The sequence below is a fragment of the Pseudomonas sp. 300 genome, from assembly GCF_055803035.1.
This window is the reverse complement of record NZ_JAVLRV010000002.1, coordinates 3886926-3903883: the sequence shown is the minus strand read 5'-3', so window position 1 is coordinate 3903883 and position 16958 is coordinate 3886926. Positions and strand designations below refer to the sequence as shown.

15 protein-coding genes and 1 pseudogene are annotated in these 16958 nt (G+C 60.4%); 8 read left to right on the top strand and 8 right to left on the bottom strand.

The features are described 5' to 3' along the window. Positions 1–32 precede the first annotated feature (32 nt). Both tesB and Q7W83_RS24465 read left to right on the top strand, forming a co-directional pair. Positions 33–902 (top strand): acyl-CoA thioesterase II, encoded by an 870-nt coding sequence (gene tesB / locus Q7W83_RS24470; protein ID WP_150630415.1) that lies wholly within the window; start codon positions 33–35, stop codon positions 900–902. Beyond that, entirely contained in the window at positions 899–1492 is a 594-nt protein-coding gene (locus tag Q7W83_RS24465; protein WP_150630416.1) for an HAD family hydrolase, read from the top strand. Before tesB ends, Q7W83_RS24465 begins: the two co-directional genes overlap by 4 nt. Positions 1493–1633: 141 nt before the next feature. Here the strand turns inward: Q7W83_RS24465 and Q7W83_RS24460 are convergent, their stop codons facing one another. From Q7W83_RS24460 to Q7W83_RS24445, 4 genes and pseudogenes are all read right to left on the bottom strand, one after another. Beyond that, positions 1634–2593, bottom strand: coding sequence for an alpha/beta hydrolase (locus Q7W83_RS24460; RefSeq protein WP_473657425.1), 960 nt, complete (start codon positions 2591–2593; stop codon positions 1634–1636). After that, positions 2594–3487: a KPN_02809 family neutral zinc metallopeptidase gene (ypfJ, locus tag Q7W83_RS24455; RefSeq protein WP_150630418.1), complete on the bottom strand. Its 894-nt coding sequence runs from the start codon at positions 3485–3487 to the stop codon at positions 2594–2596. A 220-nt stretch (positions 3488–3707) separates the two neighbouring features. Continuing rightward, positions 3708–3860 (bottom strand): annotated as a pseudogene (locus tag Q7W83_RS24450) (aldo/keto reductase); the annotation flags it as partial. A 21-nt stretch (positions 3861–3881) separates the two neighbouring features. Further along, positions 3882–5630 carry an FAD-dependent oxidoreductase gene (locus Q7W83_RS24445; RefSeq protein WP_458377023.1) on the bottom strand — a complete coding sequence of 583 codons (1749 nt, stop codon included), beginning with the start codon at positions 5628–5630 and terminating at the stop codon, positions 3882–3884. A gap of 173 nt (positions 5631–5803) precedes the next feature. Between Q7W83_RS24445 and Q7W83_RS24440 the strand changes: the two genes are divergently transcribed. The 4 genes from Q7W83_RS24440 to Q7W83_RS24425 all read left to right on the top strand — a co-directional run bounded on the left by Q7W83_RS24440 (position 5804) and on the right by Q7W83_RS24425 (position 9511). Next, positions 5804–6580 (top strand): IclR family transcriptional regulator, encoded by a 777-nt coding sequence (locus Q7W83_RS24440; RefSeq protein ID WP_150630420.1) that lies wholly within the window; start codon positions 5804–5806, stop codon positions 6578–6580. A 145-nt stretch (positions 6581–6725) separates the two neighbouring features. Then, entirely contained in the window at positions 6726–7781 is a 1056-nt protein-coding gene (locus Q7W83_RS24435; protein ID WP_150630421.1) for a Gfo/Idh/MocA family protein, read from the top strand. 2 nt (positions 7782–7783) lie between these two features. After that, on the top strand, positions 7784–8599 hold the full coding sequence (locus tag Q7W83_RS24430; protein WP_473657418.1) for a sugar phosphate isomerase/epimerase family protein: 816 nt from the start codon (positions 7784–7786) through the stop codon (positions 8597–8599). 33 nt (positions 8600–8632) lie between these two features. After that, positions 8633–9511, top strand: coding sequence for a DMT family transporter (locus tag Q7W83_RS24425; protein ID WP_150630423.1), 879 nt, complete (start codon positions 8633–8635; stop codon positions 9509–9511). 6 nt (positions 9512–9517) lie between these two features. On the opposite strand, the gene Q7W83_RS24420 is transcribed toward Q7W83_RS24425, so the two are convergent. Both Q7W83_RS24420 and Q7W83_RS24415 read right to left on the bottom strand, forming a co-directional pair. Beyond that, the gene (locus Q7W83_RS24420; protein WP_150638359.1) at positions 9518–11140 is read right to left on the bottom strand and encodes a methyl-accepting chemotaxis protein; all 1623 of its coding nucleotides are present in this window, start codon (positions 11138–11140) and stop codon (positions 9518–9520) included. 95 nt (positions 11141–11235) lie between these two features. Continuing rightward, positions 11236–12492: an MFS transporter gene (locus tag Q7W83_RS24415; RefSeq protein WP_224787855.1), complete on the bottom strand. Its 1257-nt coding sequence runs from the start codon at positions 12490–12492 to the stop codon at positions 11236–11238. Between the two features lie 352 nt (positions 12493–12844). On the opposite strand from Q7W83_RS24415, the gene quiC reads away from it, so the two are divergent. Both quiC and Q7W83_RS24405 read left to right on the top strand, forming a co-directional pair. Beyond that, complete coding sequence (quiC, locus tag Q7W83_RS24410) at positions 12845–14746, top strand: 3-dehydroshikimate dehydratase QuiC (protein WP_473657415.1); 1902 nt, start codon at positions 12845–12847, stop codon at positions 14744–14746. Between the two features lie 102 nt (positions 14747–14848). After that, entirely contained in the window at positions 14849–15526 is a 678-nt protein-coding gene (locus Q7W83_RS24405; RefSeq protein ID WP_150630427.1) for a TetR/AcrR family transcriptional regulator, read from the top strand. A gap of 45 nt (positions 15527–15571) precedes the next feature. Here the strand turns inward: Q7W83_RS24405 and Q7W83_RS24400 are convergent, their stop codons facing one another. Continuing rightward, entirely contained in the window at positions 15572–16426 is an 855-nt protein-coding gene (locus tag Q7W83_RS24400; protein ID WP_150630428.1) for a shikimate dehydrogenase, read from the bottom strand. A gap of 5 nt (positions 16427–16431) precedes the next feature. Then, on the bottom strand, positions 16432–16872 hold the full coding sequence (gene aroQ / locus Q7W83_RS24395; RefSeq protein ID WP_150654483.1) for a type II 3-dehydroquinate dehydratase: 441 nt from the start codon (positions 16870–16872) through the stop codon (positions 16432–16434). Positions 16873–16958: the final 86 nt, after the last annotated feature.

The window sequence follows — 16958 nt, the reverse complement described above, 5'->3', positions numbered from 1 at the left end:
GCGCGGCATAGCGTTGTGTGAGGAGAGTCTGAATGAGCCAAGTGTTGGATGATCTGGTCGACTTGCTGACCCTGGAACCGATCGAAGAAAACCTGTTCCGTGGCCGCAGTCAGGACCTGGGTTTTCGTCAGTTGTTCGGCGGTCAGGTAATCGGCCAGTCCCTGTCGGCGGCCAGTCAGACGGTCGAAGCTGCGCGCCATGTGCATTCGATGCACGGTTATTTCCTGCGTCCGGGCGATTCCGCGTTGCCTGTTGTGTATCAGGTTGACCGGGTCCGCGACGGCGGCAGTTTCAGCACACGCCGGGTGACGGCCATCCAGAAGGGCAACCCGATCTTCACGTGCAGCGCCTCGTTCCAATACGACGAAAAAGGCTTCGAGCACCAGGCCGAGATGCCGACCGTGGTCGGCCCGGAAAACCTGCCCTCGGAGCTGGAACTGACCCAGCAGCGTGCGCACCTGATTCCCGAGCACATGCGCGAAAAATTCCTGTGCCCGAAACCGATCGAATTCCGCCCGGTCACCGAGAAAGATCCCTACAACCCGCAGCCGTCCGATCCAATCAAGTACGTCTGGTTTCGTGCCGACGGTGCCTTGGCCGATACGCCGGCGCTGCACAAATACCTGCTGGCCTACGCCTCGGATTTCGGTCTGCTGACCACGTCGATGCAGCCGCACGGCAAGTCGGTCTGGCAGAAAGACATGCAGGTTGCCAGCCTTGATCATTCACTGTGGTTCCACGCGGACCTGCGCGCCGATGACTGGTTGTTGTACGCAATGGACAGCCCTTGGGCAGGTAATTCCCGAGGTTTCTCTCGCGGCAGCGTGTTCAACCGTGCGGGGCAATTGGTGGCCTCGGTCACCCAGGAAGGCCTGATTCGTCACCGCAAGGATTGGGCATGAGCCTGGCCGAGGTGCGGCACTGGGTGTTCGACATGGACGGCACCCTGACGGTGGCCGTGCATGATTTCGCGGCGATTCGCGTGGCATTGGCGATCCCGGCCGAAGACGACATTCTGACCCACCTCGCGGCGCTGCCAGCCGATGAAGCCGCGGCCAAACACGCGTGGTTGCTGGAGCATGAACGGGATCTGGCACTGGGTTCGAAACCGGCGCCGGGTGCCGTCGAGTTGGTGCGTGAGTTGGCAGGGCGCGGTTATCGTCTGGGCATTCTGACGCGCAATGCGCGGGAACTGGCGCATGTCACCCTGGAGGCCATTGGCCTGGCCGACTGCTTCGCGGTGGAGGATGTGCTGGGGCGTGATGAAGCGCCGCCGAAGCCGCATCCCGGTGGCTTGTTGAAACTGGCCGAGGCCTGGAACGTGCCGGCGAGCGAGATGGTGATGGTCGGTGATTACCGGTTTGATCTGGATTGCGGGCGGGCGGCGGGGGCGCGTACGGTATTGGTGAATCTGCCGGATAACCCGTGGCCGGAGTTGACCGATTGGCATGCGGCGGATTGTGTGGAACTGAGGCAGATGCTTTCGGCTTGAGGAATTGGCGCGCTGACAGGCCGCCATCGCGGGCAAGCCCGCTCCCACAGTGATTTGCATGTAACGCAAAATTCTCATCCGGCGAAGCATCCTGTGGGAGCGGGCTTGCCCGCGATGGCGGCCTCTCAGGCACCGCAAGGCTTACTGACCAAACAAAACCTTCTGCCCCTCCGGCGACGTAAACATCCCATCCCCGTTGTGCCCAACTCCAGGCACTTCGATCAATTGCTGATTCAATCCTTGTGGATGACTACGCTTCAAGAAATCAAAATAATTGCGTCCGCGAATCAACCGATTGGCGCCCTGGGCTTTCGCCTCACAGCCTTTATCCAGTGCCGGATGATTCGGGTCGATGTCCTGCTGCCCCAGTAGATAGACGATGTCACGCTGGACGTAGTTTTCCTCCAGTTGCGCGGGCGTTTGGCCTTCAGCATAAGCCGGCAAATCTGTCAGACCGTACTTCCAGCGATTGAACTCCGGGCAACCGGCGTGGCTGAAAGCCACCGGCCGGCGCTCATCGAAATACGCGTAGGAAGACGGGTTGGCGATGACATAACGCACATGCACGCCTGCAGCCTTGAGCTCCGGTTGATCGTGACTCAACAACGCATAACGCTGAACCACCTGGGCCCCACCCGAGTGACCCGCGATGACGACGTCTTTCACATCCGGAAACTGTCGACGATCGCCGAGCCGGGCGATGATCTGGTCGAGAGCCGCGTAGGAACTCAGCGCAAACGGAGCGGTGGATAATCCGCCAGCCATCCAGTCATTGCCCTGCCAGCGCAACACAGTGTCGGCCACGGGTTGGAGTGCCACGTCGGTTTCATTGAGAAATTGCGGAGCAATCACCAGCGTATTCGCGCTTTGCCCGGCCAGTTCTGCCGCACGCTCGGCGCTCTGGCGATAGGTTTCGGCGTTGCGCAACCGTCCATGGATGATAATCAGCACGCGTTCGATTTTCGCCGGCGCCGGGCCAATGCCCACCGCCATCTCACCTTCTTCCAGCAACAGCCGTCCGGGGCTGATCTCCTTGACCCCCTGCTCGGCAGCCTGGGTATTTGCGCAGGTGAACAACAGAACCAACAGCCACTTGTTCATCTATAGGTTTTTCGCCGCAAAGGTATCGCACTGGCCGACCTGGCCTTGCGCAAATCCGGTTTTGAACCAGCGCACCCTTTGCGCTGACGTGCCATGGGTAAACGAGTCCGGCACCACGCGACCCTGACCTTGCTGTTGCAAGCGGTCGTCGCCGATGGCGTTGGCAGCATTCAAGGCTTCTTCGATGTCGCCCGGTTCCAGCCAGTTCAGGCGCTGCTGTGCATTGTTGGCCCAGACACCTGCCAGGCAATCCGCTTGCAGTTCCTGGCGCACCAGCAAACCGCCGTCGCCTTCCATTTGCCGGCCTTGCTGGCGGGCGGTCTGAATTTTCGCGGAAACGCCGAGCAAGGTCTGAACGTGGTGTCCGACTTCGTGAGCGATCACGTAGGCCTGAGCGAAATCACCCGCCGCGGAAAAGCGTTGCGACATTTCCTGGAAGAAACTCATGTCCAGGTAAACCTTCTGGTCCGCCGGGCAATAGAACGGCCCGGTCGCCGACGTCGCGAGGCCGCACGCCGAGTTCACCCGGTTGCTGAACAGCACCAGCGTCGGATTTTTATACTGCCGACCGGCCTGCTGAAAAACCTGGCCCCAGGTGTCTTCGGTGTCACCGAGGATCGACCGTACGAATTCGGCCCCTTCATCATTGGCCGGCGGTGCCTTGCGGGTTTGCGTCGGTGCGGGTGCCGATTGCTCGGTCATTTGCCCGGTGAGTTGGCCGAGGATCTGCAGCGGGTCCTGGCCGGTGATCCAACCGATGCCGACAATCAGAATGATCGCGGTCAGGCTCAGGCCCTTGCCGCCACCAAAGCGCATCCCGCCACCACCGCCGCCGGCATCATCACCACGGGCGTCGACCACGTTGTCGCTGCGTCGGCCTTTTTTCCATAGCATGTGGGAATCCTCTGATTGTCCGTGGGGATGAGTGTTGCTGGTGAGTGAGAGCGGCGCCAGTCCGGTCGTCCGGCTTTTCGCGCACGGCCGCATTCCCGGTCACCGTCAGTGGTCACCGGGAACAGTGCAGACTTGTATTGAACGTGGATAACCCATCAAATTCCGTCAGGTGACAGGTTTTTATGGCGTCAGGGCGAGCGCCCAATACCTTGTCCGGTGATTACCGGTCGAACGTATCCCACACTGGCGCAAAGTCCGGGCTGACCTGCCGTTCGCGTTTGGACAAACCGGCAATCAACGCCCGGTCTTCATCATCCAGCCGGACTTCGAGCGAGGCCAGGTTGGCCAGTTGATTGGCCTTGCTGCTGGTTTGGACATATTCAAACCCTGTGCATTAACGATGCGCTGCATGGTCGATCTCCTGTTCGTAAGCAGTGATTCCGGCGATATGTCGCGCGGCAATGTAGCCAAACGTCAGCGCAGGGCCGAGATTAATGCCGCCGGCGGGGTAATGCCCGCCCATGATGCTGGCCATGTCGCCGCCCGCGGCGTACAGCCCTGCGATGGCTTGGCCTGATTCGCCGAGGACCTGGGCGTGTTGATTGACCTTGAGCCCGGCGAAGGTGCCGAAGCAGCCGGGCTGGACTTTCACCGCGTAAAACGGCCCTTGCTCGATGGGGGCTACGCACGGGTTGGGTTGCTGCAAGGCGTCTCCCTGTTTGCGGTTGTAAGGCGTCGAACCACGGCCAAACAAGGGGTCTTCACCGTTGCGCGCATGCCGGTTGTAGTCCGCCACCGTACTACGCAAGCCGTCCGGGTCGATGCCGCAAGCCTGGGCCAATTCCTCGATCGTGTTGCCGGTTTTCAGATAGCCGCTGCGGATAAAGGATGACAACGGAACCGGAAATGGCCGAGAGATGCCCAGCCCATAGCGGCGTTGAAAACCATGGGTGCAAATCAGCCAGGAAGCCACTTCTTCACCCTGAGGTGCGGCGGCGACCATGGCTGTCACGTAGTCGAAGTAGCCGTTGGCTTCGTTGACGAAACGCTGGCCGTTGCTCAGTACACCGATGATCCCCGGTTTGCCGCGCTCGACGATGTGCGGGAAGTGACCGAGGCTGCCATCACGGTACGGCACTTGTGAAACCGGCGCCCACGCGACGGGCGACGCCATGTCGGTGTCGACCCGCGCACCCGCGCTTTCACCCAGGCGCAAGCCATCACCGGCCACGCCAAGCGGTGGCAGCGCCCAATGTTCGTTGCCGGTCGGTGTACGCGGGAACAACGCCTTGCGCCTCTCGATGTCGTTGGCAAACCCACCGGCTGCGAGCACCACAGCCTTGCGCGCATGGATGCGGATGCTGCCTCTTTCAGTGCTCACCATCGCGCCTCGCACCTGGTCGCCGTCGCGAAGCAATTGAGTCACTGGTGCCGATTCCCACAGCAATACGCCAAGGTCTTCGGCGGACTTTGCCAAACGGGCGACCAACGCCACACCGTTGACCAGTTGCATTGCCCGGCCATGAACGGCAAGGTCGCGCAGATGCCGGGTGAAGCGTTGGGTCACATGCCATGCCGCTGACAAAGAGCGGGTCAGATTGAGAAATGCCGTCAGGTCCGCGCCCGCCATGATCGGCATGCCCATGAACGAAGTTTCCCGCATGGTTGGGCGAAGACGCTTCAGCAGTTTGCCGACTTTTCGCCCGTCATAAGGCGCGGCGATCACCGAGCGCCCACCGGTACCCGCGCCCGGGGTACCGCCATGAATGTCGGCGATGGCGTTGCCGTCGGCGAATTGCAGGGACGTGTGCTGCTCGAAGAACTCGACCATGCGCGGGCCGGCTTCGAGAAACGCGTCGATCATCGCCGGATCGTAGTGCTGGCCCAGTTCGTGTTTCAGGTAGGTGCGCGGTTGTTCGACGTCTTCGACGATGCCGGCGCGCCGCGCCAGTGGGTTACACGGCACCCAGGCCCAACCGCCCGACCATGCGCTGGCGCCGCCAAACACCGGGTCTTTTTCCACCACGATCACTTTCAATCCGTGCCAGGCAGCGGTAACCGCTGCCGATAACCCGGCTGCACCGGAGCCGACGACCAGCACATCGCAGTCGATGTCCGGAGAGCTATGGGATTCGGCAGGCATTGTTGAAAACTCCAGTGCACATTTTTAGAATTTGATTCCAGAAAATATAGCGACATGAATCTGTTCGGCAACCGTTCAGCCGATAAAGCGGGCGGTTACCGGACAAGCAGTTCCAGATTTCGCATTGAGCGGTTTGTCTTCTAGAATCGAGCAAATTTCAGGTGGAACCTCCCATGGCCGGCAGTCAGATCGAACGTGTTTTCAGCGTGCTGGAAAGCCTTACCAATGACCCTCGCGGCTTGCCGATGCAGACGCTGGCGGAACAACTGGACATCCCGAAAAGCGCGACTCATCGCCTGCTCGCCGAACTGATTCGGCTGGGTTACGTGCGGCAGAATCCGGAAAACCTGCGCTATCACTTGTCGACCAAACTAGTGGCCATGGGCTTCCGTTATCTGTCGGGAAGCGGCACCGATATCGTGCAGCCAGTGCTCGATCGCCTGGCGCAGGAAACCGGCGAGCTGGTGCGGCTCGGGGTGATCGAAGGTGAGCGGCAAACCTGGATTGCCAAGTCCCAGGGCGCTCGGGCCGGTTTGCGGTACGACCCGGACATGGGCCGTGATGCGCCCTTGTTTTACACGGCGTCGGGGCATGCGTGGCTGGCGTGCATGAGTGATGCCGAAGCGTTATCGCTGGTGGAGCGTCAGGGCGGCGAGCGGCCGAAAGATCTTGGGCCAAACGCGCCACGCTCCAACATTGAATTGCTCGAGCGCCTGCGTCTGGCGCGGGAGCAGGGTTACGCCTGGGTCGAAGAGAGTTCGGCAGTGGGCACTTCGGCGATTGCGGCGGTGGTGCGCCACCCTGGCGATGGGCGAGTGATCGGGGTGCTGAGCATCGCCGGGCCGAGCGCGCGGATGCCGGGGGCGCGGCTGCATGAGTTGGCGCCGCTGTTGTTGAAATTTACCGAGGAGTTGTCGGCGGCGAGTCAGGCGTCGGAACTCTTCAGTTAACCAGGCGCCACCCTCCACAGTGATCTCTGCTCGCCCGGAAAGATGTGCGTTGTTCGCACACATTCGTGGTTCGCGTGTGTAAGAATCTGGAACCAGGTTCTAAATTGTTGGTTGTCACCCACAATAACCACAAGAGGACCGCACCATGCCTTCCCCCCTTCGCATCGCCCTGATCGGTGCCGGCAACATGGGCCAGCTGCATTATCAGCATCTGAGGACCCTGACCGAAGCGACCCTCTGTGCGGTGGCCGACCCTGGCCCACAAGCGGCTGCGCTCGCGGTCGAATGGGGCGTGGGATATTTCTCCGATCACCGTCAGATGCTGGAGCAAGTGAAGCCGGACGCGGTGATCGTTGCCAATCCGAACACGCTGCACGTCAGCACCGCGCTCGACTGCCTGGCTGTCGGCGTGCCCGTCCTGCTGGAAAAACCGGTCGGGGTGCACCTGGATGAAGCGCGCGAGTTGGTGGCTGCATCGAAAGCCACCGGCGTGCCGGTATTGGTCGGCCACCATCGCCGCCACAATCCGTTGATTGTCCGTGCCCGCGAACTGGTGCAAAGCGGTACTTTGGGACGGCTGACGACGGTGACGGCGCTCTGGCAATTGCGCAAACCCGACAGTTATTTCGAAATACCGTGGCGCCGCGAGCCGGGCGCGGGAATGTTGCTGACCAACCTGATTCACGACCTCGATCTGCTGCGGCATCTGTGCGGTGAAGTGCGGCAGGTTCAGGCGATCACCAGCAACGCGGTGCGCGGGTTTGCCAACGAGGATTGCGCGGCGGTGTTGCTGCAATTCGACAGTGGCGCACTGGGCAGCCTGACCGGCTCCGACGCGGTGGCGGCGCCTTGGAGTTGGGAGCTGGATTCCGGGGAGAACCCGATGTATCCGCGCCAGGCCGATCAGCCGTGTTACTTGCTGGCCGGTACGGGCGGCGCGTTAAGCATTCCTCAGCTCAAACGCTGGCATTACGCCGATACCGATGGGGGGTGGCATGACCCCTTGCTGCCCGTGCAGGAGAGTTTCAGCGGCGAAGAAGCGTTGCGTTTGCAGTTGCAACATTTCGTGCGGGTGGCACGCCGGGAGGTCGAGCCGTTGGTCAGCGCTGCCGATGCCGCGCGCACATTGGCGCTGATCGAAGCCATCCGCGAAGCCGCCGAAACCCGTCGAGCCTGTGCGCCGATGTTGATCGAGGAGTGAACATGAGTGAACGGATCTTTTCCCTGGCCAGTCTGACGGTACTGGAGTTATCGCCGCCGCAAATGGTGGACGTCGCGGCGCGGGCTGGTTACAGCCACGTGGGACTGCGCCTTGAGCCTGCGACACCCGAAGAACATCACTTTGCGCTGGTCGCCGATATCGGTTTGCGGCGTGAGACGCTGGCGCGTCTGCGCGACACCGGCATTCGTGTGCTGGATGTTGAAATCCTGCGTCTTAAACCGGACACGGTTGTCGCCGATTTCGAGAAGATTCTGGCGGTTGGTTCGCAGTTCGGTGCCAGTGAATTGCTGGTGGCCGGTAATGATTCTGACGAGCAGCGGCTTACGGAAAACTTCGCCCGGCTCTGTGATCTGGCGGCACCTTACGGGCTCCATCCGCACCTGGAGTTCATGCCTTGGACCGACGCACGCAATCTGGAACAAGCGGTGCGTATCGTCGAAAGTGCCGGGCGTGAAAACGGCGCGGTGCTGGTCGATGCTTTCCATTTCGATCGTTCAGGATCGCGGCTGGAAGATCTGGTCAAAGTCGCCCCGTCACGGTTACGGTATGCGCAGTTGTGTGATGTGGCGGGGGCGCGTCCGACGGACATGGCGGAAATTTTGCGTCAGGCCCGCAACGAGCGACGTTTTCCGGGGGATGGCGATTGTGATCTGGCGGGGTTGTTGCAGTGTTTGCCAGCCAATATTCCGTTGAGCCTGGAGATACCCACCGTGAAGTTGCTGGAGCAGGGCGTGAGCGGGTTGCAACGGGCGCAGATGGCGTTGGATAAAACCCGGGAATTGTTGGTACGCCGGTAAGCTTTTGACTTTCGATGTAAAAAAGGATCGCTAATGACCGTCAGCACCCCGCTCTCCGGCGTAAACCAACCCTTCAAAGGGATTTTGCTGATCGTTGTCGCGACCTTCCTCTTCTCCAGTCACGACGCCCTGTCGAAATACCTTTCGGGGTTCTACCCGATTGTCATGGTGGTCTGGGCCCGCTATGTGGTTCACACCTTGTTGATGGCCGGGATTTTTCTGCCGCAATCCGGGCTGCGAGTCCTACGCACAAAACGACCGTGGCTGCAGTTGCTGAGGGCGCTGTGCCTGCTGGGCACCAGTCTGTTTTTCACCACCGGCTTGCAGTACATCCCGTTGGCCGAAGCCACGGCGGTTAACTTTCTCGCGCCGGTGCTGGTCACTGCGCTGTCGGTACCACTGTTGCGTGAGCGGGTGACCCGTGGTCAATGGATCGCGGTGATTTGCGGATTTATCGGCGTGTTGATCATCGTCCACCCCGGCGGCGATCTGTTCACCCCAGCGGTGCTGCTACCGCTCTGCTCGGCGCTGTTTTTCTGCTTCTATCAATTGCTCACTCGCAAGCTCAGCAGCATCGACAGCCCGACCACCAGCAACTTTTTCGCCGGCTTGTGCAACACCCTGGTGATGAGTGCGCTGGTGCCGTTCTTCTGGCAGGTGCCGAGCCTTGGGCATGGCTTGATGATGGTGGCGCTGGGCGCGTGCGGGATGACGGCGCACTTGTTTCTGACCCAGGCATTCCGCTATGCCGCCCCGGCGCTGCTGGCGCCATTCGGCTATTGCCAGATTGTCTTTGCCGGTTTGTTGGGCTGGTTGCTGTTTTCCCACACGCCGACCCTGACCACAGTGGTCGGGATCGCGGTGATTTGCTGCAGCGGGTTGGCGGCAGCTTGGCAGCAAAGCCGTCGCTGAACATGATCAGAATCTGAAACGCACCACCAGATTTTGCAGGCCGGTCGCCAGTTGCGACAATTCCTGACTGGTGGCGCTGGTCCGGGTCGAGGCGTCGGCACTTTCCAGCGACAGATCGCGGATGTTCAGCAAATTGCGATCCACCTCGCGGGCCACTTGCGCCTGTTCCTCTGACGCGCTGGCGATCACCAGATTACGTTCATGGATCTGCTCCATGGCCCGGGTGATTTCTGCCAGTGCCAGACCCGCCTGTTCGGCAATCGACAAGGTTTCGGCGACGCGCTGACTGTTGTCGTGCATCGACAGCACCACGCTGTCGGTATCGCCCTGCACCCGACCAATCATCTGTTCGATTTCGCGGGTCGATTGCTGGGTGCGATGAGCCAGCGCCCGCACTTCATCGGCCACCACTGCAAACCCACGCCCGGCTTCCCCGGCGCGCGCGGCCTCGATGGCGGCATTGAGGGCGAGCAGGTTGGTCTGTTCGGCGATGGCGCGGATCACGTCCAGCACCTTGCCGATTTCCCGGGATTGCTCGGCAAGCGTCTGTACCTGTTGCAGAGCGATGCCGGCATTGCTGCTCATCGCCTGAATCGAATCGAGTGTCTCAATGACCCGCGTCTGACCCTGGCTGGCTTGTTGCGTGGACAGGCGAGTGCTGTCGGAAGTCGACACCGCGTTACGTGCGACTTCTTCCACCGCGACCGTCATCTCGTTCACGGCCGTGGCGGCTTGCTCAATTTCATTGTGTTGCTGTTGCAGCCGAGCGGAATCCTGCCGAGTGTTCTGATTCATCTGCAGCGCAGCCGCCGCCAATTGCGTCGAGGTGCCGCTGATCAGTTGCAGGGTTTCGCGCAGGCTGGTTTGCATGGCCGACAAGGCCTTGAGCAAGCGTGCGGTTTCATCGGTGCCATGGCTGCGGATCGGTTTACTCAAGTCACCGGCGGCGACTTGCTCGGCCACGGCGACGGCCTGACGGATCGGAACGACGATGCTGCGGATCAGCAACCAGGCCAGGCACAAGGTCAGGAGCGCAACGGCTATCAGCGCACCGATCACGGTGAACTTCACCTGGCTGTAAAGCGAATCGGCCTGGTTGGCCGACAGGCTGACTTCGTTGGCGGCAAGGGCCATCAGTTCGGCGAACTGGTCACCGGTCTGGGTCGAGTAATCCTGGATTTTACCGTTGAGCAGCGCGGTCATGTCCTCGCTGCGGTTCTCCCGCGACAGCGCTTCATATTGCGCCAACGCCTGACGGTAACGGGTGACGGTGGCAACGAACTTTTCGTACGGCTCCCGGTTGTAATCACCGACCAGCGGGGTGAATTTTTCCAGCGTCTCGCCCAGCCAGCCCTGTACTTGATGCAGGCGTGTGACGGTCGCATCGAGCACTTTCGGGTCGCGGTTGAGTGCCATGCGCAGGCTGAGTACGCGAATGCTAAGGACGTAGTCGCGGATTTCACCCAGGTAGCGAACGCTCGGCAGGGAGATGTTTTCCGTGTGCTGGCCGGTGGCGCGGACCTGCGCGACCTGTTTGAGGGCGAACAGTCCCTGCAACAGAACCAACAGGGCGATAACGCCGAAGCTGATCACGGCGCGTTTGGCAATGCTCAAGTGACCTGGCGACATGGTGGGTCTCTGTGGTGTTGAGAAAAAAGGGGACATTCATAAATCCTGCGCATAAAAAAACGCAGGCCCGGGATCAGGCCTGCGTTTGGGGTGTGTCAGTTTTCGACAGTCGGAATCTTGCGGGGCGCCATGAAGTACATCCAGGTCAGCGCGATGAAGTACATCGCCGGAATCATGGTGAACAGCACGGTGTAGTTGTTGTTGGTGATGGTCAGAATGTGGCCGACCAACTGGGTCATGAACATCCCGCCGATGGCGGCGCACATGCCGCCGAAGCCGAACACCGTACTCATCATGTGTTTAGGCGTGTAGTCCATCACCAGGCTCCAGATGTTCGCGGTCCAGGCCTGGTGTGCACCGATGGCCAGGGAAATCGCAAACACCGCCACCCACAAGCTGCTCGAACCAGCGGCCATGATCACGCCGACGATGCAGCAGGCGAACAGGAACATGGACATCAGTCGCGCCTTGATCGGGTTCATGCCACGGCCGATCAGGAACGAGGACAGGATGCCGCCGCCGACACTGCCGAAGTCGGCCGTCAGGTAAATGATGATCAGCGGGATACCCATCTGGGTCACGTTGATGCCCAGGTTGTATTGCTGATTAAGGAACGGCGGCAGCCAGTACAGGTAGAACCAGAACACCGGCGCGGTGATCGAGTAGGCGAGGGCGAAGGCCCAGGTGCCACGCATGCGCAGGATTCTCGAGAACGGTACGCGGGCCTGTTCCGGTTCGACTTCCTTCTGGATGTAGTCCAGCTCCGACTGTTTGACGCTCGGGTGATCTTCCGGGTTGAAGTACTTCAAACCCCAGAACAGCAACCAGATCCCGCCCAGGGATGCCATGCACAGGAACGCAGCCTGCCAGCCCCACACGTGCAGGATCAGCGGCAGCAGCATTGGCGTGAACATCGCACCGACGTTGGTGCCGGCGTTGAAAATACCGGTGGCCACGGCGCGTTCGCCGGCCGGGAACCACAACCGCGTGGTCTTCACGCAGGCCGGGTAGTTGGCGGCTTCGGTGAGCCCGAGGATAAAACGGCAGACCATGAAGCCGACCGCCGAGGTGGCGAGGCCATGGGCGCCGGTCGCCAGGCTCCAGAGCAGCACCGCGCAGAAGAACACGCGTTTCACGCCGACCCGATCGATCAGCCGGCCTTGCAGCACGAAACCGATGGCGTAACCGACCTGGAACCAGAAGTTGATGTTGGCGTAGTCCATCGCCGTCCAGCTCATTTCCTTGGCCAGGATCGGCTGCATCACGCCCAGTGCGGCGCGGTCGATGTAGTTCAGGGTGGTGGCGAAAAACACCAGCGCCAGCATGCCCCAGCGGGTTTTGCCGACAGCCATGGCGCCACGGATTTTATCGCCGATACCGCCGACGGCAGGAGTCGTGGAGGAGCGCTCCACGGGAGAGCTTTGGGAAGGAGTCATGTAGGCCACCGATTATTTTTATGTGGTGTTTTGAGTCTTGGGTCACCGAGACCGCTGGTTGTGACCGGACTCAATGTGTAGTGGATGGTGGGCAGTGGACGAAAAATCGTCAATTCGCCAAAGGCCATTGTGTTCGATAATCGCACGCAAAACTAACTGGGTAGTACACTTTGAATTGCTCATTGTATGGGGCCGCTCAATAATTCACTCACTCTTTTAAAAGCGGCGCAAATTCCCTGTAGCCGAAGCCTCCACCGGGAGTCGAAACATGCAGCGTTCCATTGCCACCGTGTCCTTGAGCGGTACCCTGCCGGAAAAACTCGAAGCCATTGCCGCCGCCGGTTTCGACGGGGTGGAGATTTTCGAGAACGACCTGCTCTATTACGACGGTAGTCCCCGAGAAATTAAACAGATGTGCGCCGATCTCGGGATCGCCATCACCCTGTTTCAACCCTTCCGCGATTTCGAAGGCTGCCGCCGCGACCGTCTGCCACGCAATCTGGAACGGGCCGAGCGCAAGTTCGACCTGATGCAGGAGCTGGGCACGGACCTGGTGCTGGTGTGCAGTAATGCGTCCGCCGATTCCGTGGGGGATGAGCAAATCCTCGTCGACGACTTGCGCCTGCTGGCCGAACACGCCGGTGCCCGTGGCCTGCGAATCGGCTACGAAGCGTTGGCCTGGGGTCGCCACGTCAATACTTGGCAACAGGTGTGGAACATCGTTCGCCAGGCGGATCACCCGAGCCTCGGCGTGTTGCTGGACAGTTTTCACACGTTGTCGCTCAAGGGCGATCCAACGGCCATTGCTGAGATCCCAGGCGACAAAATCTTCTTCGTGCAAATGGCCGACGCGCCGATCCTGGCCATGGACGTGCTGGAATGGAGCCGGCATTTTCGCTGCTTCCCGGGCCAGGGCGAATTCGATTTGCCGGGGTTCCTCGCGCCGATTATCAAAAGTGGCTACACCGGACCGTTGTCGCTCGAGATCTTCAACGACGGTTTCCGCGCCGCGCCGCCACGAGCCAACGCCGCCGACGGTTTGCGTTCGTTGTTGTACCTGGAAGAGAAAACCCGCGAGCGACTGGCGCAGGAAGCCAAACCGGCGGCCAACCCGGACATTCTGTTCGAGACGCCCAAAGCCAGTGAATACAACGGCATCGAATTTCTTGAGTTCGCCGTGGACGAAAGCCTTGGCGCCAAGCTCTCTCATTGGCTGGAGCGACTGGGTTTCGTCAAGGCCGGCCAGCACCGCTCCAAAAGCGTGAGCCTGATGCGTCAGGGCGACATCAACCTGATCCTCAACTCCGAGCCTTACTCGTTTGCCCACAGCTTTTTCGAAGCTCATGGCTCGTCGCTATGCGCCACTGCGGTGCGGGTCAAGGACAGCGCCAGTGCGCTGGCCCGGGCCGTGGCTTACAAAGGTCAGCCGTATCGCGGACTGGTCGGCCCCAATGAACTGGAGCTGGCCGCGGTGCGTGCGCCGGATGGCAGCCTGATTTATCTGGTGGACCAGGACGCCGACGTCTACGACACCGATTTCAATCTGCAACCGACGGCAGCGGCCAGCGGTGGCCTCAAGCGCATCGACCACATGGCCATGGCGTTGCCGGCTGACAGCCTCGACAGTTGGGTGCTGTTCTACAAGAGCCTGCTGGATTTCGAAGCTGACGACGAAGTGGTGCTGCCGGACCCGTACGGTCTGGTGAAGAGCCGGGCGCTGCGCAGCCGCGACAGTTCGATCCGCTTGCCGCTGAACATTTCCGAGAACCGAAACACCGCGATCTCACACGCGCTGTCGAGTTATCGCGGCTCCGGTGTGCATCACATTGCGTTTGACTGCGACGATATCTTTGCCGAAGTCAGTCGCGCCAAGGAGGCGGGCGTACCGCTGCTGGATATCCCGCTCAACTATTACGATGACCTGGCCGCGCGGTTCGATTTCGACGACGAATTCCTCAGCGAACTGGCCTATTACAACGTGCTCTACGACCGTGATGCCCAGGGCGGTGAGCTGTTTCACGTCTATACCGAGCCCTTCGAAGGGCGGTTCTTCTTTGAAATCATCCAGCGCAAGAATGGCTATGCCGGTTACGGCGCGGCCAACGTGGCGGTGCGGCTGGCGGCCATGGCCAAGTCCCGCAGCGGCGCCATTCGTCAGGCGAAGTTGTAGTGATTTGGTAAACGCGAGGATAAACCGCTGCCGCGCAGCTTCCTTCACTGTGCGGTGCGGCTCATAATCGCCGGCGTGTGCAGTGATGGCCGTGAGCCCGCAATGACAATGACCTCAGAACTCTCCGTAGCGCCCGACGAACCCATGACCGAGCCTCGCAAGAGTCGTAAGAACAACCCGGAAAAGACCCGCGAGAACATTCTTCAAGAAGCCATTGTCGAGTTCGTCCAGCAGGGGCTTTCCGGTGCTCGCGTCGATGCGATCGCCGAGCGCATCCATACCTCGAAACGCATGATCTATTACTACTTCGGCAGTAAGGAACAGCTCTACATCGAGGTGCTGGAGAAGCTCTACGGCGATATTCGCAACACCGAAAACCGCCTGCACCTGGCCGAACTGGCGCCGGTGGAAGCGATTCGGCGGCTGGTGGAGTTCACCTTTGATCACCACGATCGCAACGTCGATTTCGTGCGCATCGTCAGCATCGAGAACATTCACAACGCCGAATTCGTGAAGCGTTCCGATGCGATCAAGGCGATGAACAACACCATTCTTGATTCACTGGGCGTGATATTGCGTCGCGGCGCTGAAGAGGGTGTGTTCCGGACAGGGCTTGAGCCTTTGGATGTGCATCTGCTGATCAGTTCGTTCTGCTTCTATCGCGTGTCGAACCGCCATACCTTTGGTGAGATTTTTCAGATCGACCTGCCGGACGAAAGCATCAAGCAGCGTCATCGGGAGATGATTTGCGAGTCGGTTTTGCGATACCTGCAGGCCTGACGTTATTTGTAGGAGCCGGCTTGCTGCTGGCTCCTACAAGTTGCATCAGCCATTCATGCTTTGAAAATGCGCCAGCATTCGCTGCGCATCCGGCACCACGCCACTGAACAGCTCAAACGCCTTTACCGCCTGAAACACCGCCATGTTGCCGCCATCCAGTGTCCGGCAACCCAAGGCGCGGGCGTTGCGCAGCAGTTCGGTTTCCAGCGGGAAGTAAACGATCTCCGCCACCCACAACTGTGGCCGCAGCAACTCCACCGGGACCGGCATGCCCGGGAGTTTTTTCATGCCCATAGGCGTGGTGTTCACCAGGCCGTCAGCCTGTGCCAGCGTGTTCGGCAAGTCATGCCCTGCTACGGCTCGGCCAGCGCCGAAATGCTGATTGAGATTGTCCGCCAGACTCTGCGCGCGACTGATTTCCACGTCGAAAATAGTCAGCCGTTGTACGCCTTCGCTCAATAACGCGTGGGCCACTGCAGCACCCGCACCGCCGGCGCCCATCTGGACCACACGCTCAAGGGCAACGCCCTGCAAGCCACGGCGAAAACCTTCGGCAAACCCCAGGCAATCGGTGTTGTGGCCGATGCGTTTACCGTCCTTCAACACCACCGTGTTCACCGCACCGATGCCGCGGGCTTCCGGCGACAATTCGTCGAGCAACGGGATGATCGACTGCTTGCAGGGGAAGGTGATGTTCAGACCGGTGAAGTTCATGCGTTCGGCCGCCATCAACAGGTCGGGCAGGGCGCTGCTGTCGAGTTTCAACTGATCGAGGTCGATCAGTCGGTAGAGGTAGCGCAAACCCTGGGCGTCACCTTCGTGTTCGTGCAGCGTGGGTGTACGGGACGCCTGGATGCCGGCGCCGATCAGCCCGGCCAGTACTGCGTTGTTCTGAGTCACTGTGTTCACCCTTTCAAGCGCAGGCTGAAATGCTCCAGCGCCAGGCGGTAGCCGTGGCTGCCGAAACCGGCCATCACTGCGGTGGCAATGGCTGAAACAAAGGAGTGGTGGCGGAAGGGTTCGCGAGCATGGACGTTGGACAGATGGACTTCGATCACCGGCAATTCGCTGGCGACCAGGGCATCACGAATGGCAACCGAGGTGTGGGTCCATGCGGCGGGGTTGATGACGATCCCGGCGCAACGACCGCGGGCGGCGTGTATCCAGTCGAGCAGTTCGCCTTCATGGTTGGTCTGGCGAAATTCCACCGTCAGGCCGAATTCTTCGGCAGCCCGGCCACACAACGCGGCGATATCTGCCAGGGTTTCGTGGCCGTAAGTCGCTGGCTCGCGCGTGCCCAGCAGGTTCAGGTTCGGGCCGTTGAGCACCAGAACGATAGGGTTCATCAGGGTCTCTCCACTTATTGTTCTTGGCATCGGCTGATGCTTCAGCCTGTGGAGATAAATTGTACTAGATGGTTAATTTGGTCAAT